Here is a 25,613-nt window from a genome sequence, read left to right as displayed (position 1 = left end):
AACAAAAATGATGGTGATTTTGGCACCTTTGTATACTTACAACTTATATGAAACTACAGTTAAAGCGTCCGCTTGCATTTTTTGATCTGGAAACTACCGGTACCAACATTGGTGCCGACCGAATAGTAGAGATATCTGTTATCAAACTTCATCCTGATGGAACTGACGAGGCTTGTACATGGCGCGTACATCCGGGAATTCCAATCCCGCTGGAGTCGTCATTAGTGCATGGTATTTATGATGAACATATCCAAAGCGAAAAGCAATTTAAAGAATTAGGCAAGGAAATAGCTGATTTTATACAAGAGAGCGACCTTGCCGGATACAACTCCAACAAATTTGACATACCAATGCTGATGGAAGAGTTTCTGCGCGCAGGCGTTGATTTTGACCTCGATAACCGTCACTTTGTTGATGTGCAGAATATTTTCCACCAGATGGAGCAGCGCACACTAAAGGCAGCTTACCAGTTTTATTGCCAGAAAGAGATTATCAATGCACACTCTGCAGAGGCAGATACTCGCGCAACCATGGAAGTTTTACTGGCGCAACTTGAAAAGTACGCAGATGTAGAATGGGAAGATAAAAAAGGTAACAGAAGCAAACCAGTTGTAGGGGATGTTGAGGCGCTGCATAAATTTACCAACCTTAGCCGCCCGGTTGATTTTGCCGGCCGCATGGTTTACAACGAGGATGGTGAAGAACTAATAAATTTTGGTAAGCACAAAGGCAAACGCGTTGAAGATGTTTTAAATGTTGAGCCAAGCTATTATTCATGGATGATGCAGGGCGATTTTCCTTTATACACCAAGCGTAAGTTAGAAGAAATATACAAGCGTTGGAACGCCAAGAAGGCAGCCGAACGTCATCAGAACCGGGCCCAGCAAACGCCGGCGACTGAGGGGCAACAACAGAGCCGACCTGCATTTCAAAACAATGCACCTAAAAGCAGCCCTAATGTTAATCAGGGCAACCAGCAATATAATAAGCCCTTTAAAAAGAAAGAAGAACCGGCAAAACCTGTTGATGACGATATGCTGGCACAATTAGCTATGAAATTTAAAAAGGGGTAGTGTCAGAGATTAGTGATTGGCGATCAGGGATTAGTTAACTGATCCATTAAATAAAAACTGGAGTTCTGAGCGATAGTGAAGAATCTTTGAAGCGATGAATTAAATCATGTCATTGCTGACTCTGTATTTCATAGTCGCGTGATCTCTAATTACTTTTCTTCAAAAAGGTGATATTCCTTTTTAGCCCCTCAAATTTGGTGCGTTTAACAGCTGAGTTTTTGAAAACTTTCTGGAAAACTTCCTGCGTAATGTCTTCCCAATCCTGCTTTTTCAGGCCGTGCAGATCGGGGTGGGGAGCAAATGCAGGTTCCTGATGTAGTACTGAAAAACGGTTCCAGGGGCAAACGTCCTGGCAAACATCACAGCCGAACATCCAGTTATCCATCTTGCCTTTAAATTCTTGCGGTAGTTCGTTCTTAAGCTCGATAGTGAGGTAGGAGATGCATCGGCTACCATCAACTATATATGGGCCTACAATGGCGTCGGTAGGGCAGGCGTCTATACAGCGTGTGCAGTCGCCGCAATGATCAGCGGTTGGGGCAATGTCATAACTAAGTTCAATATCTACTATCAATTCGGCCAAAAAGAAAAATGAACCTGTTTTTTTACTGATGAGGTTTGTGTTCTTTCCTATCCAGCCCAAACCTGCTTTTTTTGCCCAGGCTTTATCCAACACAGGCGCCGAGTCTACAAATGCACGGCCACCAACCTCTCCAATTTTATCATTGATAAAGGTTAAAAGTTGCTTTAATTTATCTTTTATAACTGTATGGTAATCAGTTCCGTAAGCGTATTTGGATATTTTTGGGGCGGTAGGGTCATCCTGTAAAACGTCAGTGTGGTAATTTAATCCCAATGAGATAACAGATTTTGCTCCATCAACCAGTAAACGCGGGTCTAAGCGTTTGTCGAAGTAGTTTTCCATGTACTTCATTTCGCCATGCATGCCCTTATTTAACCAGGCTTCGAGGCGGGGAGCTTCCTCTTCTAAAAATTCTGCTTTAGAGATACCGCAGAATAAAAAGCCAAGGTTTTTAGCCTCAGTTTTTATCAGTTGCGAATATTGCGAAAGCTTGCTGTTCATTCTGCCCGCAAAGATACAGATAAAGAGCATAATGGTATTTACTACACTGATTGTGGTATGGCTTTTGGTTGATTTAATTTAAAATTAAAAATGCTGCAATTTATTAACGATCTGGAACCTCATGTGGTAGGGATACATGCGATAGACGAGGTGAGTAAAGAGGACGTAGAAAACGTGCTGATGCCAAGAATAAATGAACTTGTTGACAAGCAAGGTGAGATAAATTATCTATTGGTGTTAGAAACCGATGTACAGAATTGGACAGCGGGTGCGTGGTGGAACGACATTAAAATGGGCCTGAAGAACTTTACCAAATGGAATAAGATCGCAGTGGTAACCGACCAGAAAGGCGTACAATGGTTCTCTGATCTTTTCAGATTCTTTGTTCCGGGAAAATCAAAGGGTTTTGCGTTGAACGAACTTGATGATGCCGTTAAATGGGTATCGGCAAAAGATTGAAAATTTGAAAGCATTACTAAATAGTTTATAATCTAATTAACACACATCTAAATTACCATCATGGAAAATTATTCGGGCGGATTTGACAGGGCCAATGACCAGGGCCAAAACCACGACATAAAAGGGAATATCGAAAATGTAGATAACGACACCTTGAAACAGGATGACGATACTCAGGCTAATGAGAAAGTTGACAACCCAGATCTTGCGAAAGAGATCCCCACGGTGACACCAGAAACAGAACCTGACGTGCCAAACGATACACCGGAATTGGAAAAACCCACAGACCAGACAGCGTCAAATAAAGGCCAGGGGCCTTCGGGAGAAAATTTGTAAATAACAAAATGCCCCTTATCATTTGAGGGGCATTTCGTTGTTATTTGGCATGATAGAGGCGGGAGTTTGAATATGTCGCCTCACTTACGATCTTGTCATTTTTTAATTTAAAAATGCTGCAGTTACGCAGGTCATACCTTATGGGGCTATTTGCCTTGTCTCTGAGGCCAATTACATCATACTCAACTATCATAGTGCTATCATTGTTGATCACATTGTCAACAAGGTATTTCGCATCAGGCGACACGTAAAAAACCTGATGGAACATTTGATCAGCACCTTGCCGGCCATAGCTTTCACCATCCCAATCGGATGTTGTGATCTTTGCCTTTTCCGCGTATTGGTTAACCAGGTCCGTTAGGTTATGATCATTCAGGTATTGAAAATGAAGATCTATCAATTTACGCGACTGCTCGCCGGGTACGGTAACCGGCTTTTCAGGTTCCTGGTTACAAGAAGCAATTAAAGCAATAGATATAAAAGTAATTATGGCACGAAGCGTATTGGTCATGATGGCTAAAAGTAACCAACAAAAATTAAAAACAAAAGCCCCTCCTGTTAGGAAAGGGCTTCAATATTTTTGTTCTAAACTTAGAAGCTGTTTTTAATGCTATTGCTTAAAGTTTTGGTACTCCAGTAACCGCTATCTAAGATACGGCGTAGGGTGAATAAAGGCTCATTGGGGTCGCGTTTCTCAGCTAATTGGAAGGCGCCTATGAAACCGCGTTTCTTAAGCTCGGGGATACCTTGTGCATTCCATAAACCGAATGGATAAGCAAACCAGGTGATCTTTTTGCCGGTGATCTCTTCTAACTTCTTGGTTGGTTTATCTAATTGGATCTCCCAATCTTTACCCTGGAATTTTTTAAAGTTGTGGTGATCCCAGGTATGTGAACCAATAATGTGGCCTGCATCGCTCAGTTGTTTGATCATCTCCTTTGTCATGTAATGCGGGCGACCGATAGATACCGTCATCACAAAGAACACACCTTTAAAACCATACTTTTTCATCTCCGGTGCTGCGATAGTGAACTGATCCAGGTCAGTATCATCAAAAGTAAGTATAATGGGTTTAGAAGGTAGTTTTGCACCATTTACCAGATAGTTGTAATACTCATCCGGAAGAATAGTATGGTAGCCGCTATCAGCCAGCATTTTCATATGATCTTTAAATGCAGCGATCTGTACTATGTAATCTTTAGCACCCTTGGAATCTGTTGGTTTCCAATCACGTATCTGGTGGTAGCAAATTACAGGCACTTGTTTTTTGGCCATTATTGCAGCTTTATCAATGGCTCCCTTAGCCACTTGCGCTACAGGCGATTTAGTATTTTCAGTAGCTGCAGCAGTACGCGAAGCACTGTCTGCTTTAACAGAACTATCAGAATTTGCCGGTTTAGACTGGCATGAGAGCATACCTACAACGCAGAAAGGCAACAATGCCGAAAGTTGTTTGATCATAATATAGATGGTGATGATTTTGAAGCGCTAAAATAAAATATTTTGATGGCGCAGTATTAAGTGTTAATAAATTTAATACGATTTTAATAGTTGGTATAAACAACAAAGTTCCACTGTAAGCGGAACTTTGTTAAGTTAAAAATGGTTATAAAACTATTCTTTTACCTTCTGCTATGGAGCGTTTGGCAGCGTCAAGTATTTGCATTACGATCATATTATTTCTCAATGAAGACCTGTCGGTAATACCGATCATCGGGTTTTTTACCACCGCCTCCAGGTAGGTTATGGGATTGTCATAAGGAGCAGCTATTGGCGGCGCAACGGAAGTTATCGGCGGTTGTTTGTCAATATGTGTAAGGATGTTGTCTTTGTCAAAAGCATGCATGTAACCTTCGTCGCCAAAAACCTCGAGGTCTTTAATGGAGTATGGCCAATTCCATGATGCTTCAATGATACCTGTTGCTGTTGGGTACTCAACAATGATTGTAGCATCGTCCTCAACTTTTGGATAGGTCTGTGGCTTGTAATGGCGGGCTATGGCCGTTACTGCGGTTGGGCGCTGGCCATTTAATAACCAGGTCATTAAATTAGCACCATAACAGCCAAAATCGTTTAAAGCCCCTGCACCGTTCATGTCCGGGTCGGTAAGCCAATCAGTAAAGTCCTTACTGCAATTAATTTCCTTAGGCCCTTCGTGCCCATCGTGTACCACCATTCTGCGAATTTGCCCTATACTGTCTTTATTGGCAACTTCGCGTACTTTATTGAAAGAAGGGTACCAGGTAGTTTCATAATTCGTAAGCAGCCTTATGTAATATTTAAGCGCCAAAAACTCCATCCGCCTGGCCTGTTGCAAAGTTGCAGCAAGGGGCTTCTCTACCATTACAGATATGCCCAAAGGGGCGCAGGTTTCAACAATATCAACATGCTTGGCAACAGGGTTATAACCTAATACAACTTGCGGCTTTTTGGCCAATATCATTTTCTTCAGGTCGTCGAACATCAAAGAGTCCGGGATATTGTATTGCTTTTGCATACGGGCTCGCAGATCTTTGTTTGCTTCTGCGATGCCTACAATATTTACCTTGCCGTCGCGGTAGTCGCTCAGGATAAGGTGAACATGATCGTGCGACAAGCCCGCAACACCCAACCGCATAGTACTTAGAATCACGGGCTTGGCCACCGCCAAAGTTCCTGGTGATTGTTTTACCGCAGGCGGCGGTACCGGCAGCGGCAACGGTTTGCCTACCTGAGCAGTTGATGTATTTGCAAATGCACAAACAGCAATAGTAAGCCCCAGAAGTGTTTTCGCAACCCTCATGTTTTAGTTATTTTTTATCGGTAGATAATGAATATGGTACGTCGGCTGGCTTAGAACCCCTCACTTTATTAGGCGTTGCAGACATGTTGAAGTTGAGCGTTTGGCCTTGCAGCAAAGCTTTGTGACTAAGCCAGTTGTTACTGTATGGCTTGCCGTTTACAGTTAACGCTGTTACATATCTGTTATCGGCGCTGTTGTTTGCAGCATTGATGGTAACGGTTTTGCCATTCTCCAGTTTTAAAGTAATTTTTTTGAACAACGGAGCGCCTAAAACATACTGGTCTGTAGCTGGTGTAACAGGGTAGAAGCCCATGGCAGAGAAAACGTACCACGCAGATGTTTGGCCGTTATCTTCATCTCCGCAATAACCATCAGGCGTAGCCTTGTACATTTTGTTCATCACGTCTCGTACATGCAGTTGTGTTTTCCATGGTTCGCCTGCGTAGTTGTACAAATAAATCATGTGTTGAATAGGCTGGTTGCCATGCGCATACTGACCCATCCCAGCAATCTGCATTTCGCGGATCTCATGGATTACCTCGCCGTAATAACTATCATCAAAAACAGGTGGCATCGTAAATACCGAATCTAATTTTGCATTGAAGTTTTGTTTGCCACCCATCAGGTCTATAAGGCCTTGTACATCCTGGAAAACGCTCCAGGTGTAATGCCAGCTGTTACCCTCGGTAAAGGCATCACCCCATTTTGTTGGGTTAAATGGCGACTGGAATTTACCATCTTTGTTTTTGCCACGCATAAAGCGGGTTGATGGATCAAACAGGTTTTTATAATTCAGGGCTCGCTTACGATATACATCAGTTTCAGACGTTGGGCGACCAAGCGCTTTACCTAACTGATAGATTGTAAAATCATCGTAAGCGTATTCTAAAGTACGGGCTGCATTCTCGTTGATCTTAACATCATAAGGCACATATCCCAGTTTGTTATAGTATTCTACACCCTCGCGGCCGGTAGCCGCAGGGCCTGCATTGTTAGCGCCATGAAGTAACGCCTGGTACAAAGTGTTGATATCATATCCGCGCAGGCCTTTCATATAAGCATCTGATACTACTGACGCGGAGTTATTGCCTATCATTACTGCCGAGTAACCGGGACTGCTCCATTCTGGCAGCCAGCCACCTTCTTTGTAGTCGTTTATCAGACCTTGCTGCATCTCTTTGTTAATAGATGGATATAGAAGGTTTAAGAAAGGATATAAGGCGCGGAAAGTGTCCCAAAAACCTGTGCCTGCAAATTTATAACCTGGTAGTATCTCGCCGTTTTGCGCACTCCAGTGCACCGGACTGCCTTTTGCATCAAGCTCGTACATCTTATTGGGAAAGAATAGCATGCGGTACAAGCAAGAGTAAAAGGTGCGCATCTGGTCTACAGTACCGCCTTCAACAGCAACGCGGCTTAAGGTGTTGTTCCACACAGCTTTTGCTTTTTGCTTGGTAGCATCAAAGCTATCGTTAGCCAGCTCGCGCTTCAGATTCAGCTCGGCCTGCTCTTCGCTGATGAAAGATGAGGCCACGCGCAGGTTAACCTTTTCGCCTTTAGCAGTTTTAAAGCCAATTACAGCCATTACGTGTTTATCCTTTAGCTCGTTGCCTTCTTTTAGCGTGCTATCCGAATACACTTGTGATGTGGTAATCGGTTTATCAACGTAAATAACAAAGTAGTTTTTAAAGTTCTTAAGCGGGCCACGCGCATATTTGGTTGAGTAGCCAACTATTTTTTTCTGGCCGGGCGATACTTTTATGTAAGATCCTCTGTCAAATGCATCAACAATAATGTATGAGCTATCTGTTTTAGGAAACGTGAACCTGAATTGCGCGGCACGCTCGGTTGGAGCAATCTCTGCTGTAACATCATGGTCGGCAAGGTAAACGCTGTAGTAGTACGGTTTAGATATTTCTGCCTTGTGAGAGAACCAACTTGCGCGGCCGTTTTGCGATACCTTTAAAGCACCTGTTACCGGCATAATGGCAAACTGCCCGTAGTCGTTCATCCATGGCGATGGCTGGTGGGTTTGTTTAAAGCCGTTTATTTTATATGAGTCATAGGTGTACTGCCAGCCGTCGCCCATTTTACCGGTCTGCGGGGTCCAAAAATTCATGCCCCATGGCACGGCAACGGCAGGGTAGGTGTTACCATTACTCAGATCATATTTTGATTGCGTGCCCATTAGTGGGTTTATCCACTCTACAGGGTCGGTAACTTTGGTGACCTGTTGGGCAAAAATGTTAGCCGTTAATAAGAATGAACTTATGAAAAGTAGTCCTTTTTTCATTTGTGTTAGTTAAAGCTGATTGTTAGTGGCTGTAAATATAAAAGACCGGCTGTTAAAGCCGGTCTTTTATATTGTAATTTTTAGCTTACCAACCTGGGTTTTGAGTCAAATTTTTATTGGTTGCTATCTCGCGTTGCGGTATAGGCCATAAATAGTATTGTTCTTTAAAAGTAACACCCTGTTCGGTTGGCGTAGAGGTAGCCTCGCCGAAGGTGTTGGTTTTAGGGTTGTAAGTTTGGTGCGTGCGCTGCACATCAAAGTATGCCTTGTTCTCGTAAGCCAATTCGTGGTAACGCTCTTTCCAGATCGCTATCCTGAACTGGTCTTTTGTTAATCCGCTTAGATTAGCCAGTTTTGCGCGTGTACGAATAGCATTCACAGCGTCGTAAGCATCCTGGGTAGGGCCGTTAACCTCGTTACTGGCTTCAGCATAAATTAACTGTGCCTCAGGTAAGCGTAACAATGTCCAGTTTTCATCGCTTTTGGCATTACCGTTGTCCGCAGCACTTTCAACATGGAAGTACTTGTATAAGGCATGTGAACCAAAGTTTATAATTGTTGAAGGATCCTTGTATTTAGGATAGCTTGAGAAATAAAACTGGCGTTCCTGCGTACGTAAGTCACCGGTTTCATAGCTATTAAAGAAATCATTAGTAGGTATCATCGCCCCTAAGTGATCTCCGTAGCCACCTACCAAAAGGTTGAACGGTAAAGTTAATTGCGGTATAGCGTTCTCACGTATACCAACTAAATAGTTGATCTGGAATATCAGCTCACCCTGATTTTTGTGTGCGTTATCATGCAGATAGGCATAATCTGTAAATAGGGTATATAAAGGCAATACATCCTTTGCTTCAGATGCAGCTTTAGCATAATTTTCTGTTTGTTTTAACGGATAACCAGCAGTTGTAAGATAAACGCTCGCTAACAATGTCTTAACAGCACCTAATGATACTAAACCTGTTTGATCTGTATTTGATAGACCGGAAGTCTTTGCAGCTTCAAGATCCGCGATGATCAGTTTGTAAACATCGGCTTGTGGCGCTCTTGATGCGTAAAGATCAGGGTCGCTAATTTCAACCGGTTTTACAATTAAAGGCACGTCGCCATATAATCTTACAAGGTGATAGTAAAAGAAGGCCCTTAAAAAATAAGCCTGACCTAACAGGTTTTTCTTTAAGCTTTCATCTATGGTCATTGCCGGGATGCGCTCAATTGCCAGGTTGGCATTTGCAATTGCGCTGTAGCTGTTTCTCCAAACGGTTTCAAATCCGGGGTTAACAGCGTCAGTACGTTGGTTAATTACATTACCATTGTTAACGCTTTGCCCTAACGAGGTTGCATGCCCTGCAAATAGCTCAATGGTGATAAATGGGCTTTCGCCGTACGCATCACCATTTTGGAACATGTACAGGAAAGTGTATATGCCCTTTACAAAAGCTTGCGCCTGGCCTGCATTTTGAAAATAGTTCGATTTATCAAAGTTGCTGTAATTTTTCTCATCAAGATATTTCTTACAGCTGGTTGCTGTTATACTTAATACAACTAACAAACCTATACTATATTTTTTGATTTTTATTTTCATGATCGATATAGATTTGATTTAATTAAAAGCTTGCATTTACACCAAGGATAAATGTTCTTGGTTTTGGATAATCGTAAAACTGGATGTTTTGAGTAAAGTTACTTGATGCACCCTGGTTAAAGTTGGCATTACCGTTATAGGTTGATACCTCTGGGTCGTAACCGGTGTACTTGGTAATTACAAACAGGTTTTGCGCCTGTGCATATACTCTTAACCTGGTGAGTTTTATTTTATCTAAAACTGATTTTCCGAAAGTATATCCCAAGGTTACCGCACGGCCACGGATGAAATTGCCGCTCTCTACCTTGGTTGAGTAGATCTCGGTTTGGTAGCGTACGTAAGCCGGCCTCGTTTCGGCGATGTCTGTGTTTTGATTCTCCGGTGTCCATGCATTCAATACTGTTGCATAGCTGTTAGCCTGGCCGGTACGGTCCTGGCCTGAGTGTTTGGTCAGGTTCATGATCTGGTTACCGTAGTTAAACTGTAACTCAATGCCAAGATCAAAGTTTTTGTAGGCAAAGTTGTTGGTTAAGGTACCGTAGCCATCAGGGATAGATTTACCCAAGATAACTTTATCAGCAGAGGTCACTTTACCATCACCGTTAGTGTCCTGTATTTTCAAATCGCCCGGAAGCAAACCGTAAGAAGCTGCTTGAGCTGCTTCTGCTGTGCCCCATGTACCTAAAACTTTGTAACCGTAGAAGCTACCTGCAGGCTGGCCTACACGCATCAGGTTAAATTGTGATAAGAAAGTAGGGTCAAGGAATATATCATCATTTGACTCGCCCAATTGAATGATCTTGTTCTTTAAGAAAGAGATATTGAATGAGGTTGTCCAGCTGAAATCATTTGATTTGATGTTCTGGCTGTTAATAGATAACTCTAAACCTTTATTTTCCAGTTTACCATTGTTCTTAAGTACGTTTTGGAAACCGCTGGTCTCTGGTAGTGGCGTATTTAGTAATAAAGCCTGTGTTTTCTTCAAATATGCGTCAGCATCAACTGTTACGCGGTTGTTAAATAATCCGAATGACACACCGATGTTATATTCGTTTGTTTTTTCCCATGTTAAAAGCGGGTTGCCTATACTGGTCAATGTTGTACCAATAGCTTGTGCACCACCAATTACATAGTTGCTGGTATTGATACGTGCAAGTGAACCATACTGGCCAATTTCAGAGTTACCGGTAACACCGTAGCTTAAACGGAACTTAAGATCAGATATAGCCTTAACATCCTGCATAAAATCTTCCTGCGATACTCTCCATGCAAATGCGGCAGAAGGGAAGAAACCATATTTTTTGTTTGCTGCAACCCTTGATGTACCATCTGCACGGCCGGTTAAGGTGAACAGGTATTTCTCCATCAGGTTATAGTTGATCCTGCCATAGAATGATTGCATCTGCCATGCTGTGTAGTCTGAAATTGGTACCGCTGGTATTGCACCTGCACCAAGGTTATAAAACTGGTAATAGTTATCAGATAAACCTGATGTAGCACCGTTTAATCTTAGCTGCTGGAAGTTTTGTTGCTCTGTACCTACCACAACGTTTAACGAATGGATCTTATTGAACGTTTTGTTGTAAGTAAAGTAGTTTTGCCATTGCCAGAATGTACGGTTATACTCATCTATAGATGCGGAACTATATTTTTGATCTGCAGTTGGGCCACCTACTAATCCGCTTGAAAAGCGTGGTATGTAATTAGCCGCGGTAGTTACACCTAATACGGAACGGAACTCTAAACCTTTGAAAAGGTTTATGTTAGCATAACCATTACCGCTAAACACACGCACACGGGCAAGCTCCTGTATCTCATTTGCCTGTGCAACAGGGTTGTCGCCGCCTTCCATGTTAGGATAGTCTGTGCGTTTACCATAGGTACCATCAGGGTATTTGATAGGGATGATAGGGATCATTTCAACCAACATACGAGGGATATTGTTACCACCCTGGCCGTAGCTTGCAGAACGCTGATCTTGCGAGTTGTAGTTTAATGTAGCCCCGATTTTCAACCATGGTTTTACCTGGTTATCAACAGTTAAACGGGCGTTGTAGCGTTTTAAATAACTATTAAGAATGATACCCTCATCATCTGCATAGTTTAAGAATAAACCATAATTGATGTTCTCAGAACCACCGGTTACCGATACGTTATGGTTTTGACTAACTGCGTTGCGTGTTACCGCATCCTGCCAGTCAACATCATAAAGCGGGTTAAGATTGGCGTCAAATAATTTGCCTATTAATGGTGTACGTAGTTTAACAGGATCCTGGTCAACATATTTACCATCAGCCCAACCTTGCGGGTCGTACTTTTTTATGTTTGCGTAAGCTTTATCCTCAAGCGCTAAAAACTCTTTTGCGTTTAACACATCAAGTTTTTTGGCAATATGGCCAACGCTCACATAGCCATCATAGCTAACAGTACTTGGGCGATTTTTTGCACCACGTTTGGTGGTGATCAAAATTACACCGTTTGCACCACGAGTACCGTAAATAGCAGTTGATGATGCATCTTTTAGTACATCGATAGAAGCCACGTCATTAGGGTTGATGGAGTTACCACCCTCTGTCCAAATGATACCGTCTACAACATAAAGCGGATCGGTACTGGTGTTGATAGAGCTGTAACCGCGGATGCGGATACGAGTATTACCACCAGGCTCACCAGAGTTTTGTGATACGTTAACACCGGCAATTTTACCGGCCAGCTCTTGCTCAAGATTGGTTTGCGGGCGCTCTTGTAAGGCTTTTGAGTTAACACTACCTACAGAACCGGTTAGGTCTACGCGTTTTTGAGTACCGTAACCAACCACTACAACCTCGTTCAAGGCCTTTGACTCTTCTGCAAGTGAAACGTTAACAACTGTTTTACCGGCAATAGGAACTTCCTGCGTGGTGTATCCTAAAAAGCTGAATATTAATGTGCCATTAGCATCAGGTACATTAAGTTTAAACTTACCATTAGCATCAGTAGTGGTGCCAACATCAGTACCTTTAAGTTTAACGTTAACGCCGGGCAGGGGGCCTTTTGCATCGCTAACGGTACCGTTGATGTCAACTGCTTTGATCTCTGCATTGGGAGTAGCATCGTCGCGTTTTTTTACTACGATTGTTTCCTGGAAAATTTTATACGTAAGCGGTTGATTAGCAAACGCTTTGGTAAGCGCCTGATCTATGCTTACCTGCTCTACGTCGATATTAATGTTGCCTGCTTGTGCAACATCTTTCTTATCATACATAAAGTGGTATCCTGTTTGCTTCTCGATCAAACGGAGGATCTTCTCAACCGACGCGTTTTTTTGACGCAAAGAAACTGTTTGTGCAACAGTTTTTGCGGTTACGTTGGTGAGGGCTGCGATTATTAAAATTGCAGTTAGTTTCATGACCAATAGTACTTTGGACAGTTTAGACCACGCCGAAGGCATGGCCTTAGAATTAAAATTCATAAGTTTGTGTGTTTGGGTTAAACATAAAGTTTCAATTCGTCGATTGCGATGTAGTGGGAACCCAGGCATTACGCCGGGAAGTGGGTCGAAACACTTTCCGGTTTTTTTATAGCCAACCTTTAGCGGCCAGCGGGTATCCCTTTAATTTTAACTTGAGGGTGGTATTTTTTGCATCATAATTTGTTTGTTGGTTTTGTTGATTTATAAAAAATTTTTTTGCGCTTAGTTTACTATTATACTGTTTCCTTTAATGCTGATATCTAAGCCCGCATATTTAAGCATCTCAAGCAGTTGTGAGGCCTTTACATTTCTCGATATCCGTCCGTTAAATTCTTTGTTAGGTATTTGATGATTGTATTTAATATCTACATCATACCAGCGCGCTGCCTGGCGTAGTATTACATCTATTTTAGCATCCCTGAATTGGAAAATGCCATTCTTCCAGGCTATCTCATCATCAAGATCTACATCACCTAAGACCTTGTTATCGCCCTTAGATGTGGTCTGTGCTTGCTGGCCGGGCTTAAGTTGCGCTGTAAAGTTGCCGTTGCTTATTTTCACTGCTCCCTCAAGTAATGTGGTTTTCATAACCTGCTCGTCGTCATAAGCCATTACGTTGAAATGGGTGCCCAAAACTTCAATCGTTGCCCGGTGCGTTTTTACTTCGAAAGGTAAATGTTTGTTTTTGGTAACTTCAAAATAGACCTCACCGGTAATGCTGATCTCTCGATTGTTGCCGGTAAAACGCGTAGGAAATGTTATAGAAGATGCAGAATTTAACCAGGCCTGTGTACCATCAGGCAATGCAATCTGGTACTGCCCGCCTCGCGGAGTGGTTATAGTGTTCAATACGGGGGGCGATTTTACATCGTCAAGTGCTGCAGTGTTGTAGATAATCTGTCCTTCAGCCGTTTTTTTAACAAGCGTATTTCCCTGCTCTGCAATTGTTCCATCAGCGGCATCATCAAGTGTAATAATTTTGCCGTTAGCCAGAGTGAGAATTGCTTTGTTGCCACCAGGAAGCGCATCATTTAGTGGTTGTTTCTTTTTGGTAGCGAGCGGTTTTGGTTTCTCAACAGATTTATCGCGCTGATAGAGCGCAACTCCCGTGATAAGTAAAATGGCAGCCGCCAGCAAAGGCATCCACTTTCTGAATTTGTTTTTGATTGGTTTTACAGGTGTAGCTTGCTCTGCCCGTAAAACATTTTGAAGCATACGCTCTGATTTTTCGTTGCCGAAAATATCATTACTGGCGTCGAGATCATCCCAGGATTTTTTAATGAGAGCAGACAGTTCTTCATCGTTGTTGCTTGCGTTTATTACTGCAAACAGTTCAGCACGCTCTTGTGGCGTGGCTGTTTTGCTGTAATAGCGCTCAAAAAGGTATTGCAACCTAAGCCTTGAAGTACTCATTAAAAGTTTTTCTATAATTGGTAGTGTTAAAAGCAGGGGTCGCTTTTATAGTAAGACACAAAGCAAGGAAAAAAAGGGGGTATGGATTTTTAGGAATTTTCTAAAAAAGTCCAAAGTATCGCCAAAACAGCGGAAATGTTGCCGCATGACTGTACAAAACTGGTGATAGAATGCGTTGCACCTTGCAGGTATTTTTTTACAGTTTCCCGCGATAAGCCCATTTGGGCTGCTATCTCATCATATTTAAGGCGCTTGTGGCGGCTTAGTAGATAAACTTTTTGTTGTTGAGGCGGCAAGTGGTCTATGGCCTTGTCAAGCAATTCGTAGTAGCTGTTCTTATCTGCATTATCTTCAGAAACTAAATCTATCGCGTTAACTTCAAGTGCTTTTTGTTGAATCCGTTCCTTGGCAACTTTGCGAAGACAATTAAGCGCATGATTTTTTGAGAGCACATACAAATAACTCTTAAAGCTATCTATACCTATAAGCGCCTCGCGGTTAAGCCAGATCTTTAAGAAAACATCCTGCACAACTTCTTCGGCCAGTTCAATAGATTCTGTTATCCGATAGATATGATTACCCAAACGGCCGCTGTATGCGGTGAAAAGCATGCTAAAAGCATGCTCGCTTCCGCGAGCCACCTCTAACAGAAGATCTTTTTCGTTAAGTAAAGTCATTTATGCAGGTAGAATTGGTAGGGCAAATAATTAAATAAAAATCATAAAAGCAACTTTATTATGCTTAAATGTTAATATTTTATCGCAATGTGCAAAAGGTTGGTGTTGATAATCTTTTGATTAAGAATTGTTTACGATAACGCAATAATGCTTTGAGATGTAATTGACTTTCAGAATAGGGAAGGAGCACTGTTGGGCTTGATTTTGCCCAAATGGCGGTAGGCGCTCTCGGTAACTTCGCGGCCGCGTGCTGTACGCATCAGAAAACCTTCTTGTATCAGGAATGGTTCATAAACCTCCTCAATAGTGCCTTCGTCTTCGCCCACGGCGGTGGCTATAGTTTTAAGGCCAACCGGCCCGCCTTTAAATTTATTAATGATGGTTGCGAGTATTTTGTTGTCCATCTCATCCAGGCCATGCTCATCAACATTTAGCGCATTCAGCGCATATTTGGCAATCTCTGTATCTATCTGGCCATTTCCCTTGATCTGTGCAAAATCGCGTGTGCGGCGAAGCAGGGCATTTGCTATCCGGGGTGTGCCACGACTGCGGCGCGCAATTTCGTAGGCGCCTTCATCAGTAATTGGCGTGCGTAAAATAGACGATGAACGGAGCACAATGGTGGTAAGCAGTTTGGCGTCGTAATACTCTAATCTGCTGTTTATACCAAACCTTGCCCGTAGAGGGGCAGTTAAGAGACCCGAGCGGGTAGTGGCACCAACGAGCGTAAAAGGATTAAGTGAAATCTGCACCGAGCGGGCATTTGGGCCACTTTCGAGCATAATATCTATTTTAAAATCCTCCATTGCTGAATATAGGTATTCCTCAACCAGCGGACTTAACCGGTGTATCTCGTCAATAAAAAGGATGTCGCCTGTCTCCAGGTTGGTAAGCAAGCCGGCAAGGTCGCCGGGCTTGTCAAGTACAGGGCCGGATGTGATCTTAATACCTACACCCATTTCATTAGCAATGATATGAGATAAGGTGGTTTTACCAAGTCCCGGCGGGCCATGTAGAAGCACATGATCAAGCGCCTCACCGCGAAGGCGCGCAGCTTGTACAAATATCCTCAGGTTAGCTAATATGCTATGCTGACCGGTAAAGTCCTCAAAAGCAGCCGGGCGTAATACTTTTTCAATATCACGATCAGTATTAGTAAGGCGTTCGCCATCAGGATCAAGATGCTCGTTCATGCAGTTGCTGAGATTAGTTGCTCAGTGAGTTTGTTATCAATGAATAGTTCAAAGCTATGTAAAATACTACAAATTTTAGCACCAATATTCAATTAACTAATTGCGAGTTAACTAGCTGCTAATTACTTTGACTTTAACCTTTTGCCTTCAAAATCACCCCTCCGGATACTTTCGAAAAATGCTGTTGATCTTCATTTGTATCACCCCGAAGAAAGCTTCTCTGAATATGCCTTTAGACATTTTTGATGCACCGGCTGTGCGGTCGGTAAAGATGATAGGTACCTCAACAATCTTAAAATTGTGTTTCAAGGTTGTGTACTTCATCTCTATTTGAAATGCGTAACCTACAAATTTTATCTTATCCAGGTTTAGGGTTTCTAAAACTTTGCGCTTGTAGCACATAAAGCCCGCTGTTGAATCCTGTATGTCTATGCCAGTAATAAACCTAACATACACAGATGCAAAAAAGCTCATCAGCACACGGCTCATCGGCCAGTTGACTACGTTAACGCCTTTGATATATCTGGAACCGATAGCTGCATCAGCACCCTCAATACAGGCATCACGCAGGCGAAGCAGATCATCAGGGTTGTGAGAGAAATCGGCATCCATCTCAAAGATAAAATCGTAATGATTTTTAATGGCCCATTTAAAACCGTGGATATAAGCCGTGCCGAGGCCTTGTTTTCCGGCACGCTCTTCAATGTAAAGTCTTTCCGAAAATTCTGGTTGAAGATTCTTCACAATGTTTGCTGTACCATCTGGCGACCCGTCATCAATAATGAGCAGGTGAAAATCATGCGGAAGGCTAAACACTTTGCGTATCATCCGCTCAATGTTTTCCTTCTCGTTATAGGTGGGGATTATAACGATACTATCTGGCACAGTTAGATATTGTCTGTATTAAATTAATGCGGCCGCTAAATTAATTTATTTTGATGCACCTGCATAACATAAAAGCAGGGAATTATACCCATCCCTGCTTTTGTGTTAAATTTTTTACTTACGGTTGGTTGGAATTTGCTGCTACTTCGCCATCAACAACAGGGTTGGTGATGTAGTTACGCTCTTTCATCTTAGGCGATACAATGATAAAAATGATAAGGAATATTGCGATAAAGCCTACAAAGAACCACTCGTAGTTTGCGCCTTTAAGGGTGGTTGCCCACCAGCCGCCACCTTCTATGAGGCCGTTTACAACTGCGGTTATCAGGTTGCCGAATGAAACGACAAGGAACCAGATGCCCGTCATTGTGCTTTTCATAGATTTTGGTGAGTGGGTATAAGCATATTCTAAACCGGTTATAGAAACCAAAACCTCTGCCGCAGAAAGAATTAAGAATGCCAGTACTTGCCACCATATAGAGGGTGAGCCGCCGTGATCTAAATTTGTGTGTATTACGCCAATAACCACAAATGATAAAATGGTTAGAAATAAGCCTGCTCCTAAACGGCGTAACGGCGTAGTTTTTAATCCGCGTTTATCAAGCCATGGATATATCACATAGTTAAACAATGGAATAAACATCAGCAGAAACACTGTGTTGAATGTTGATAATTGCCCTGGATATATTGTGAACTTGGCGAAACCAAGATTGATCACGCGGTCCATTTTCTCAGCATATAAGGTCCACTCAGATAAGCACTGATCCCAAACTGCCCAAAATGCAAGGGCAAAGAAGAATACAGTCATTACGCGGTATACGGCTTTGATACCTTCAACACGTTCCGGATCAAAGTTATTTTTAGAAACATCAAGGAAGGATTCTCCTTTTTTACGTTTGCTTTGGTTAGTTAGGGCATACCAGGTTATAAAAACCAGGTTATTACGGTTAACACCCTGCGGCGGTACTTTTACGTACATTTTGCGGCCGGCAAAAAAGATAATGGTAGCCAATGCCATTAATATACCCGGGATACCGAATGCCCACTTAGGCCCAAAGTGCTCATAAGTCCAGGGAATGGCTACCGTGGATAACATTGAGCCGGCATTGATACTGAAGTAGAACCAACCGTACACTTTTGAAAGCAGATCCTGGTTAGTAGCATCGAATTGGTCGCCTACGTTGGCTGAAACACATGATTTTATACCCCCGGCGCCTATTGCTACTACCAAAAGGCCAAACTCAAAGCCTGTAAGGCCGCCGTCAAAGGTAGCCAGCATTACGTGACCAATGCAGTAAATGATAGATACGTATAAGATAAGCTTGTATTTGCCTGTAAACCAGTCGGCTATCATGCCACCTACGAAGGGTAAGGCATACGCTACCATTACAAATAAATGGTGCAGCTTGTTGGCATGTGCATTAGCCTGATCGGTTAAGGCGGGATTATCTGTAGGATTAAAAAATTGATTTACTAAAAATAGTGTGAGGACAGAACGCATGCCGTAAAAGCTAAAACGCTCTGCGGCTTCGTTACCAATAATGTAGGGTACACTCTTCGGAAATCGGGACTTTGGCTTCTCTGTTTTAAGAGCCGTTGCTTGGTTTTCTTGCATTATTGTTTAAATATCAGGGGCTAAAAATAGTATAAATAAAGTTAATCGAAATTTTATACCGAAATTATTACACCAAGTAGGGGAATGTTTGGCTAATTGGGATTAATTATGCTTACGCAACGGCACTGCTTTTTTGTCTAACCTTGATTGTATCTTAGGGTCAACAAAACCCTCATCTGCAGCCTGTGGAATATTGCGCATATCCAGGTTCTCTACAAATTGCCATTGGCCGTTCTGCAATCTGAACCCGTCATAAGAAAGATCAGGACCGAAAGTCTCAGGCCGGTCTTTCATTTTCTCATCCGGCGGAGCAAGGTGGTCAAATACGATCAGGTTCTCATCAGGAACATAACGCAATAACATAGATGCCTGGCGAGTATATTCGAAAATAATGCGTTTAGCATTTTTGCGTTGTTTATCCCCAGCAAAAACCGGCATACCTAACACCGGTTTGTCGTCGCGGTCAAATGAAAGTACCTCAATTACTTTTTTGGTCGATTTTACATTATTTCCCTTCCAGCCAAGTAACACGTAATAAGGCCTCGAAGCAGGCACGCGCACTATTTTATAATATTGTGCCCCATACCATTTACGGTTATCGGTTACAGTATCTTGTGGATTTTTAATAAGGGGCGTGTAATCTTCCAGCGGAAACATAAGCAGGCGGTCGCCGGTATTCATTTGTATCGTTCCGAAATACCGATAGCTGCCATCCTGATTCATCACAGGCCAGGTAAATATTCTGAAACGGCTATCAGGTGAGTTAAGTATACTCACCATCTTAAGCGAATCAAACGTGAAATTAAATGAGTGCGGAACTCTTAAAGCCCTAACAAATGTGCGAATGAATTGGTAGTTGGCATTTTTGCGTTCCATATCATCTGCATTGTTCACAAACTTTTTACCAAGCATGCGCAGGCTATCCTGGTACATCCTTAAGTTTTTTAAGTTTGTGGCCTCGTTAGAATGCTGCGCAAAAGCCGTTGTTAACCCGCATGAAAATACAAGCGCTAATAGAAAACCTTTCATCAAAATTTAAACGATACTTATAAACGACAAATCGCTTCCTAAATTACATTAAATTGCCGTTTAAGCAAGATTCTCGATAACCATTGCGCTTGCGCCGCCGCCACCATTACAAATACCGGCTGCACCGTATTTGCCTTTGTTCTGTTGCAAAACGTTCACCAGTGTTACAATAATACGTGCACCGGATGCACCCAGCGGGTGCCCTATAGCTACTGCACCACCGTTAACGTTTACCTTACCAGGATCAAGTCCCAATATTTTATTATTGGCAACCGAAACCACCGAAAATGCTTCGTTTATTTCGTAGAAATCTATCTGCTCGCCGGTTATGCCTGCTTTGTGCAAAGCCAGCGGAATAGCTTTTGAGGGCGCAGTTGTAAAATGCTCAGGCGCCTGCTGTGCATCGGCAAACGAAATTATCCTGGCAAGCGGTTTAATACCCATCGATTCGACTTTCTCTTTGCTCATTAAAACTACTGCAGCAGCACCATCATTAAGGGTAGAGGCATTAGCAGCGGTAACGGTACCATCTTTTTTAAATACAGGTTTGAGTGATGGTATCTTATCAAACTTAACAGTACCGGGTTCTTCATCCTCGCTGAATAGCGTTACCTCACCTTTTTTATCTTTCAACTCAACCGGAGTGATCTCGTTTTTAAATTTGCCATCAGCTTGTGCCTGCTGAGCGCGTTTATATGATTCAACAGCAAAAGCATCCTGATCTTCGCGGGTAACATTGCAGTCTACAGCGCAAAGCTCGGCAGCAGAACCCATGTGGAAATCGTTATACACATCCCAAAGGCCATCTTTTACCAAACCGTCCGTTATTTGCCCATTACCTAAACGATAGCCGTTACGTGCCTTATCAAGATAATACGGTGCGTTGCTCATGCTCTCGAAACCACCTGCAACAACTATATCAGCATCACCGTTGGCAATACTTTGTGCGCCAAACATAATGGCTTTCATACCAGATGCACATACTTTATTAACAGTTGTAGCGGGAATATGCGGCAAACCTGCAAAAATAGCGGCCTGTGTAGCAGGGGCCTGACCAAGATTTGCCGAAAGTACATTGCCCATAAAAACTTCCTGTATGTCTGATGGTTGCAAACCTGCTTTTTCAACAGCTGCTTTTATTACAGTTGCACCTAATTGCGTTGCCGATAATGATGCCAGCGAGCCACCGAAGCTGCCTATGGGAGTACGCGTAGCCGAAACGATATATACTTCTTTCATTGTAGAAATTGCGTTTGATAATTGATATATGGCAAATTTAGGATTTTAAAATTACTATGCATGCATAATAAATAGCTATTCCTTTTTTTTCTTATTAAGCCTTTTACGCGTTTTTAAGGCTTCTTGCAGTAGAAACTCAATTTGACCGTTGGTACTCCTAAATTCATCGGCAGCCCATAGCTCAACTTCTCTAAGCATATCGGGATTTATGCGTAAAACAAATGCTTTTTTCTCCGCCATTGTAAATTAGGTTGTCGCTGCCGCTTGTGCTTGTCTAACTAAAATATAATGCACACCTATCATAGCTAAAAGCGCTACATCGGGCTTGCCCGGTTGCTGGTTATCAGGGGCAAGAGTAACACAAAATGGTTTTTTAAATCCCCATATAATTTGTTTTATCTCCAAAATGTCGCCGTAATTTTCATTTACCAAACTGAATGATTTGCCAAACAGCTTTTTAAACATATAGTTAGCTTCAAAGCCGTTCGCCATACGTAATTTTACATCCCGTTTCCACACAGACGGCTCAATTTCGCCAATCAATTCGTCCTCGCCACGGTTAAGCAGCATAGTTCGACCTATCAATGATTTCCGCTTAATGGTAAACATCCCTTCGGCACATTCAATAATATCATAACGCTTAAATACGCCTTTGTAGCTCAACCGGGCGTAAGTAAATTGCCCGTCACTTAGTTCGTAATAAGGGTGCCACCAACCAATGCGATTGATGAAAAGCTCGCTAGTTCGTAATTGCGCTACATTTCTGAAATCATTTGTCTGCTCCATCATCTTAGTGATATAAGGTGCCGGTATTTACAATCGGGTTAACACTTTTATCGCCACATAATACTACCAGCAGGTTGCTAACCATAGCTGCTTTGCGTTCCTCATCTAACTCAATGATATTTTTCTCTTCCATTTTTTGCAGAGCCATTTCTACCATACCTACCGCACCTTCAACTATCAGCTTACGGGCTGATATAATGGCTGCGGCCTGCTGGCGCTGCAGCATGGCATGTGCAATTTCAGGGGCGTACGCCAAATGAGATATACGTGCTTCCAATACTTCAATGCCTGCGCGTTCAAGTCGTTCATTTAGTTCGGTCTCCAACATCGCACTTACCTGCTCGGCACCACCACGCAGGGTAATACTGGCAGTATCATCTTCATTAATATGGTCATAAGGAAATGTATTGGCCAGGTGGCGTACTGCCGCCTCGCTTTGGATGTTAACGTACTGCAGGTAATTTTCTACCGCAAAAACAGCTTTAGCGGTGTCCTTTATCTGCCAAACGATAACCGCAGCGATCTCTATAGGATTGCCAGCACTGTCATTCACTTTTAATTGCTGCCCGTTCAAGTTATAAGCCTTTAATGATACCTTCTTTTTTACTGTAAAAGGATTCACCCAAAAGAAGCCGTCCTGCTTTACGGTGCCCGTGTATTTACCAAATAGAGTGAGCACCTTTGAATCGTTTGGGTTGACGATGGTGAGTCCCGGTAGTATCAAAAAGTAGTTAATAACACAGATAATTGTCCCAATTACGTGCTGTTGCCCCCAAAAGCAAAATGCGGCAACGCCGGTTAAGATTAAAACTAAAACAAAGGCCAGGTAGCCTGATGGTGCTGTGATAACTCGTTCGGTATTCATAATGGTATAGATTTAAAATGATATCATAAAGATATCAAATTTGATTTGATAAAAGCAAGAACAATTCGTAAAACAGAAACTTATGCTAATTTTGATTGGTTAAACAGATATATGGCGAAACTCACCACATCACGACAGAAGGCTTTGCTACGCAAATATGCGCTTAACGTTAAATTTTTAATGACGTTGGTGAGCGTTGTTCTGATTGTTTATACGCTGCCAAAACAAGCCAAATTTGGATATGAATTTGAAAAAGGCCGTATTTGGAATCAGCGCGACTTAGTATCGCCGTATAGCTTTGCTATCCTTAAAACAGATGCAGAGATAGAGGCCGATAAGAAAGCCGCACTTTCCACCATCACACCGGTTTATCAGCGTAATAACGATATGCCTGTGCAGCAGCTGGAGGGTTTTAGGAATGACCTGGAAATTAAATGGCATAACGCAGGTTTCCCCGATAGGTTAAAGCCGTTATATCTGCAAACAGGTATTAACGTGCTTCAGTCGGTTTATGACAAGGGCGTGCTCAAGCTCAACCCGAAATATCAGATAGGGGGAAAGGATTACGGTACTACGATCCTGAGTGATAACGTTGCAACAGACAAAAGCACGTCAGATCTGTTTACCCGTGAGCGAGCCGTTGAATATGCTGATGTTGAGATAAGCAAACAAAAAGCGCTTGATAAAGCCTTTTTACTTAACCTGGTGCAAGACCGCCTGCAAACCAATCTCTCATTTGATGCTAAGCTCACCGCCCGGTTAGAACACGACGTTACTGAAAACCTTTCGATAACCCGTGGCATGGTGCAAAAAGGGGAGACTATAATTACTAAAGGTTCTGTTATCAATGATGAGGCTTACCAAAAACTCGCTTCTTACAAAAAAGCCTTTGAAGATAACTCGCGCAATAACGGCAATAGGGGATTGGTGCTGTTAGGGCAGTTCCTGTTAACGGGCATCACTATTTCTTTGTTGATGATATTCCTGTATCTATTCAGAAGAGATATTTACCAGGATAACCGCTTAGTGAGTTTGATATTGCTGGTTATTACCGCAATGTTGGCAACGTTGTCTTTAGCTATAAAGCTGGAGCTACCTAACTTTTATTATATACCTTATTGTATAGTGCCTATCATCATTCGTATATTGTTTGATACGCGCTTGGCACTAAATATTCATTTGCTGGTGGTGTTGATAGCCGGTTTTTTTGTGCCCAATAGCTTTGAGTTTGCCTTTTATGAGATAACAGCGGGTATGGTATCTATTTATAGCATCAAGAACCTGATACGCCGTGAGCAATTCCTGATATCGGCAGTCATCATCACATTTACGTACTTTGTTTCCTTCATTGGTATATCACTTATTCGTGAAGGGTCTTTCCTCACAATAGATTGGGCGGAATTTGTGCCTTTTGCCGTAAGTGTACTTCTCACTTTATTGGCTTATCCGTTGATATACTTATTCGAGAAGATATTTGCCATTACATCAGAACTAACGCTAATAGAACTTACCAACACCAACGCGCCGTTGTTGCGCGAGATGGCTTTCAGCGCACCGGGAACGTTCCAACACTCTTTGCAGGTTGCTAACCTGGCTGAGAATGCCATATTTGCCATAGGCGGCAATGCGTTGTTGGTCAGGGCAGGGGCTTTGTACCATGATATCGGTAAGATGGAGAACCCCTTGTTCTTTATTGAAAACCAGATCTCGGGTTTTAATCCGCATGATAAATTACCTTATGAGGAGAGTGCGCAGATCATCATCAGGCACGTAAGCAAGGGGATTGAGATGGCAAGGAAAGCCAACCTGCCGGAGATCGTTATCGATTTCATCCGTACCCATCATGGTAACACCCGGGTCGACTATTTTTATCAGTCGTTTTTGAAAAACTTCCCCGAAAAATTCATTAACGAGAATATTTTCCGCTACCCGGGGCCTATTCCGTTCACCAAAGAGGCTGGGGTTTTAATGCTTGCCGACTCAATTGAGGCGGCTTCGCGCTCACTTAAGGAGCCGGATGAAGAATCTATCAGCATACTTGTTGACCGGATAATGAAATATAAGCTTGATCAAAACCAATTGAGCGACAGCGATATAACTTTAAAAGATCTGGAAACGATAAAACAGATATTTAAACGTATGCTGGCAAGTATTTATCACGTGCGAATTGATTACTAAAAATCTGATAAATTTTTTTGTCAGCATAGTTGAATTACTATATTTGCAGTCCCTGAAAAAGGGATGTTTCTTTAAAAATACGGTGAGGTGCCTGAGAGGCCGAAAGGATCAGTTTGCTAAACTGACGTACGGGAAACTGTACCGAGGGTTCGAATCCCTCCCTCACCGCTTAGATATATATCAAAAACACTCAAAGCCTGTAAATCATACGATTACAGGCTTTTTTGTTTTACGAAAATACTCAAAACATGTCCTGTTTCGCAAAGTTTTAGTGTAACATTCAGTGTGACTTTTTTTGAAAGAAAAGTCACACTGAAAAGCTTGTAAGTTACTGACATACAACATTTTAAATAAATAAACATCTTGACTCCTAAATGCCACTTTTCGATATTTATTCACCCTTTTAAATGTGACTTTATGTTAGAGAAAAGCTTTGGGTTATTGTTTTACCTCAGAAAACAGCGCAATGAAGAAACAGGATTGATGTACATCATTCTTAGAGTTACGGTTGATGGACAACAAAAGGAAATGTCTGTAAAGCGTAAATGGGCGTATTCAAGTTGGAATGCTCACGCTAATCGTTTCACCGGAACAAGAGAGGACGCCAAACAGCTGAACGATTATCTTGACAGCGTGCAGTCAAAGGTATATGATGCCAGGCAATAAGATC

General features: G+C 42.3%; 22 protein-coding genes and 1 tRNA gene. 6 read left to right on the top strand and 17 right to left on the bottom strand.

The annotated features are described in order from the left end of the window. The first annotated feature begins 47 nt into the window (after positions 1–47). A complete protein-coding gene (locus INP83_RS17000; RefSeq protein ID WP_219125210.1) occupies positions 48–1,073 on the top strand; it encodes a 3'-5' exonuclease in 1,026 nt (341 codons plus the stop codon). Between the two features lie 145 nt (positions 1,074–1,218). Here the strand turns inward: INP83_RS17000 and queG are convergent, their stop codons facing one another. Next, a complete protein-coding gene (gene queG, locus INP83_RS16995; protein WP_219125209.1) occupies positions 1,219–2,157 on the bottom strand; it encodes a tRNA epoxyqueuosine(34) reductase QueG in 939 nt (312 codons plus the stop codon). 90 nt (positions 2,158–2,247) lie between these two features. On the opposite strand from queG, the gene INP83_RS16990 reads away from it, so the two are divergent. Together INP83_RS16990 and INP83_RS16985 are read left to right on the top strand one after the other, a co-directional pair. Beyond that, the gene (locus INP83_RS16990; RefSeq protein WP_219125208.1) at positions 2,248–2,616 is read left to right on the top strand and encodes an STAS/SEC14 domain-containing protein; all 369 of its coding nucleotides are present in this window, start codon (positions 2,248–2,250) and stop codon (positions 2,614–2,616) included. A gap of 60 nt (positions 2,617–2,676) precedes the next feature. Further along, a complete protein-coding gene (locus INP83_RS16985) occupies positions 2,677–2,952 on the top strand; it encodes a hypothetical protein (RefSeq protein WP_146269920.1) in 276 nt (91 codons plus the stop codon). Positions 2,953–2,992: 40 nt separating this feature from the next. Here the strand turns inward: INP83_RS16985 and INP83_RS16980 are convergent, their stop codons facing one another. From INP83_RS16980 to INP83_RS16905, 16 genes are all read right to left on the bottom strand, one after another. Then, positions 2,993–3,463, bottom strand: a complete 471-nt coding sequence (locus tag INP83_RS16980) for a nuclear transport factor 2 family protein (RefSeq protein ID WP_146269918.1) — start codon at positions 3,461–3,463, stop codon at positions 2,993–2,995. A gap of 80 nt (positions 3,464–3,543) precedes the next feature. Beyond that, positions 3,544–4,413 (bottom strand): polysaccharide deacetylase family protein, encoded by an 870-nt coding sequence (locus INP83_RS16975; protein ID WP_146269916.1) that lies wholly within the window; start codon positions 4,411–4,413, stop codon positions 3,544–3,546. Between the two features lie 145 nt (positions 4,414–4,558). Continuing rightward, positions 4,559–5,734: a Gfo/Idh/MocA family protein gene (locus INP83_RS16970; protein WP_219125207.1), complete on the bottom strand. Its 1,176-nt coding sequence runs from the start codon at positions 5,732–5,734 to the stop codon at positions 4,559–4,561. 7 nt (positions 5,735–5,741) lie between these two features. Beyond that, entirely contained in the window at positions 5,742–8,027 is a 2,286-nt protein-coding gene (locus INP83_RS16965; protein WP_219125206.1) for a GH92 family glycosyl hydrolase, read from the bottom strand. An 85-nt stretch (positions 8,028–8,112) separates the two neighbouring features. After that, a complete protein-coding gene (locus INP83_RS16960) occupies positions 8,113–9,612 on the bottom strand; it encodes a RagB/SusD family nutrient uptake outer membrane protein (protein WP_146269912.1) in 1,500 nt (499 codons plus the stop codon). Between the two features lie 22 nt (positions 9,613–9,634). Then, entirely contained in the window at positions 9,635–13,063 is a 3,429-nt protein-coding gene (locus tag INP83_RS16955) for a TonB-dependent receptor (protein ID WP_219125205.1), read from the bottom strand. A gap of 222 nt (positions 13,064–13,285) precedes the next feature. Beyond that, complete coding sequence (locus INP83_RS16950) at positions 13,286–14,476, bottom strand: FecR family protein (protein ID WP_219125204.1); 1,191 nt, start codon at positions 14,474–14,476, stop codon at positions 13,286–13,288. A gap of 89 nt (positions 14,477–14,565) precedes the next feature. After that, entirely contained in the window at positions 14,566–15,153 is a 588-nt protein-coding gene (locus tag INP83_RS16945; protein ID WP_219125203.1) for an RNA polymerase sigma factor, read from the bottom strand. A gap of 170 nt (positions 15,154–15,323) precedes the next feature. Next, positions 15,324–16,346 (bottom strand): Holliday junction branch migration DNA helicase RuvB, encoded by a 1,023-nt coding sequence (gene ruvB / locus INP83_RS16940; RefSeq protein WP_219125202.1) that lies wholly within the window; start codon positions 16,344–16,346, stop codon positions 15,324–15,326. Positions 16,347–16,499: 153 nt separating this feature from the next. Further along, positions 16,500–17,231, bottom strand: coding sequence for a polyprenol monophosphomannose synthase (locus INP83_RS16935; RefSeq protein ID WP_146269902.1), 732 nt, complete (start codon positions 17,229–17,231; stop codon positions 16,500–16,502). Positions 17,232–17,349: 118 nt separating this feature from the next. Next, positions 17,350–18,846, bottom strand: coding sequence for an MFS transporter (locus tag INP83_RS16930; RefSeq protein ID WP_219125201.1), 1,497 nt, complete (start codon positions 18,844–18,846; stop codon positions 17,350–17,352). A 102-nt stretch (positions 18,847–18,948) separates the two neighbouring features. Beyond that, positions 18,949–19,875, bottom strand: coding sequence for a hypothetical protein (locus INP83_RS16925; protein WP_219125200.1), 927 nt, complete (start codon positions 19,873–19,875; stop codon positions 18,949–18,951). Between the two features lie 60 nt (positions 19,876–19,935). Continuing rightward, positions 19,936–21,114 carry an acetyl-CoA C-acyltransferase gene (locus tag INP83_RS16920; RefSeq protein ID WP_219125199.1) on the bottom strand — a complete coding sequence of 393 codons (1,179 nt, stop codon included), beginning with the start codon at positions 21,112–21,114 and terminating at the stop codon, positions 19,936–19,938. Positions 21,115–21,189: 75 nt separating this feature from the next. Further along, positions 21,190–21,354: an Arc family DNA binding domain-containing protein gene (locus INP83_RS16915; protein WP_219125198.1), complete on the bottom strand. Its 165-nt coding sequence runs from the start codon at positions 21,352–21,354 to the stop codon at positions 21,190–21,192. Positions 21,355–21,360: 6 nt separating this feature from the next. Further along, on the bottom strand, positions 21,361–21,903 hold the full coding sequence (locus tag INP83_RS16910; RefSeq protein ID WP_219125197.1) for a hypothetical protein: 543 nt from the start codon (positions 21,901–21,903) through the stop codon (positions 21,361–21,363). 1 nt (position 21,904) lies between these two features. Further along, a complete protein-coding gene (locus INP83_RS16905) occupies positions 21,905–22,765 on the bottom strand; it encodes an SPFH domain-containing protein (RefSeq protein WP_219125196.1) in 861 nt (286 codons plus the stop codon). Between the two features lie 111 nt (positions 22,766–22,876). Between INP83_RS16905 and INP83_RS16900 the strand changes: the two genes are divergently transcribed. The 3 genes from INP83_RS16900 (at position 22,877) to INP83_RS16890 (ending at position 25,609) form a co-directional block, all read left to right on the top strand. Further along, positions 22,877–24,943, top strand: coding sequence for an HD family phosphohydrolase (locus INP83_RS16900; protein ID WP_219125195.1), 2,067 nt, complete (start codon positions 22,877–22,879; stop codon positions 24,941–24,943). 81 nt (positions 24,944–25,024) lie between these two features. Then, positions 25,025–25,111: transfer RNA gene (locus INP83_RS16895), tRNA-Ser, on the top strand. 249 nt (positions 25,112–25,360) lie between these two features. Continuing rightward, entirely contained in the window at positions 25,361–25,609 is a 249-nt protein-coding gene (locus INP83_RS16890; protein ID WP_219125194.1) for an Arm DNA-binding domain-containing protein, read from the top strand. Positions 25,610–25,613: the final 4 nt, after the last annotated feature.

Source organism: Mucilaginibacter sp. 21P, from assembly GCF_019331605.1.
Classification (GTDB): Bacteria; Bacteroidota; Bacteroidia; order Sphingobacteriales; family Sphingobacteriaceae; genus Mucilaginibacter; species Mucilaginibacter achroorhodeus.
Note: the sequence above shows the minus strand (reverse complement) of the source record. Positions and strands in the feature narration are given on the sequence as shown.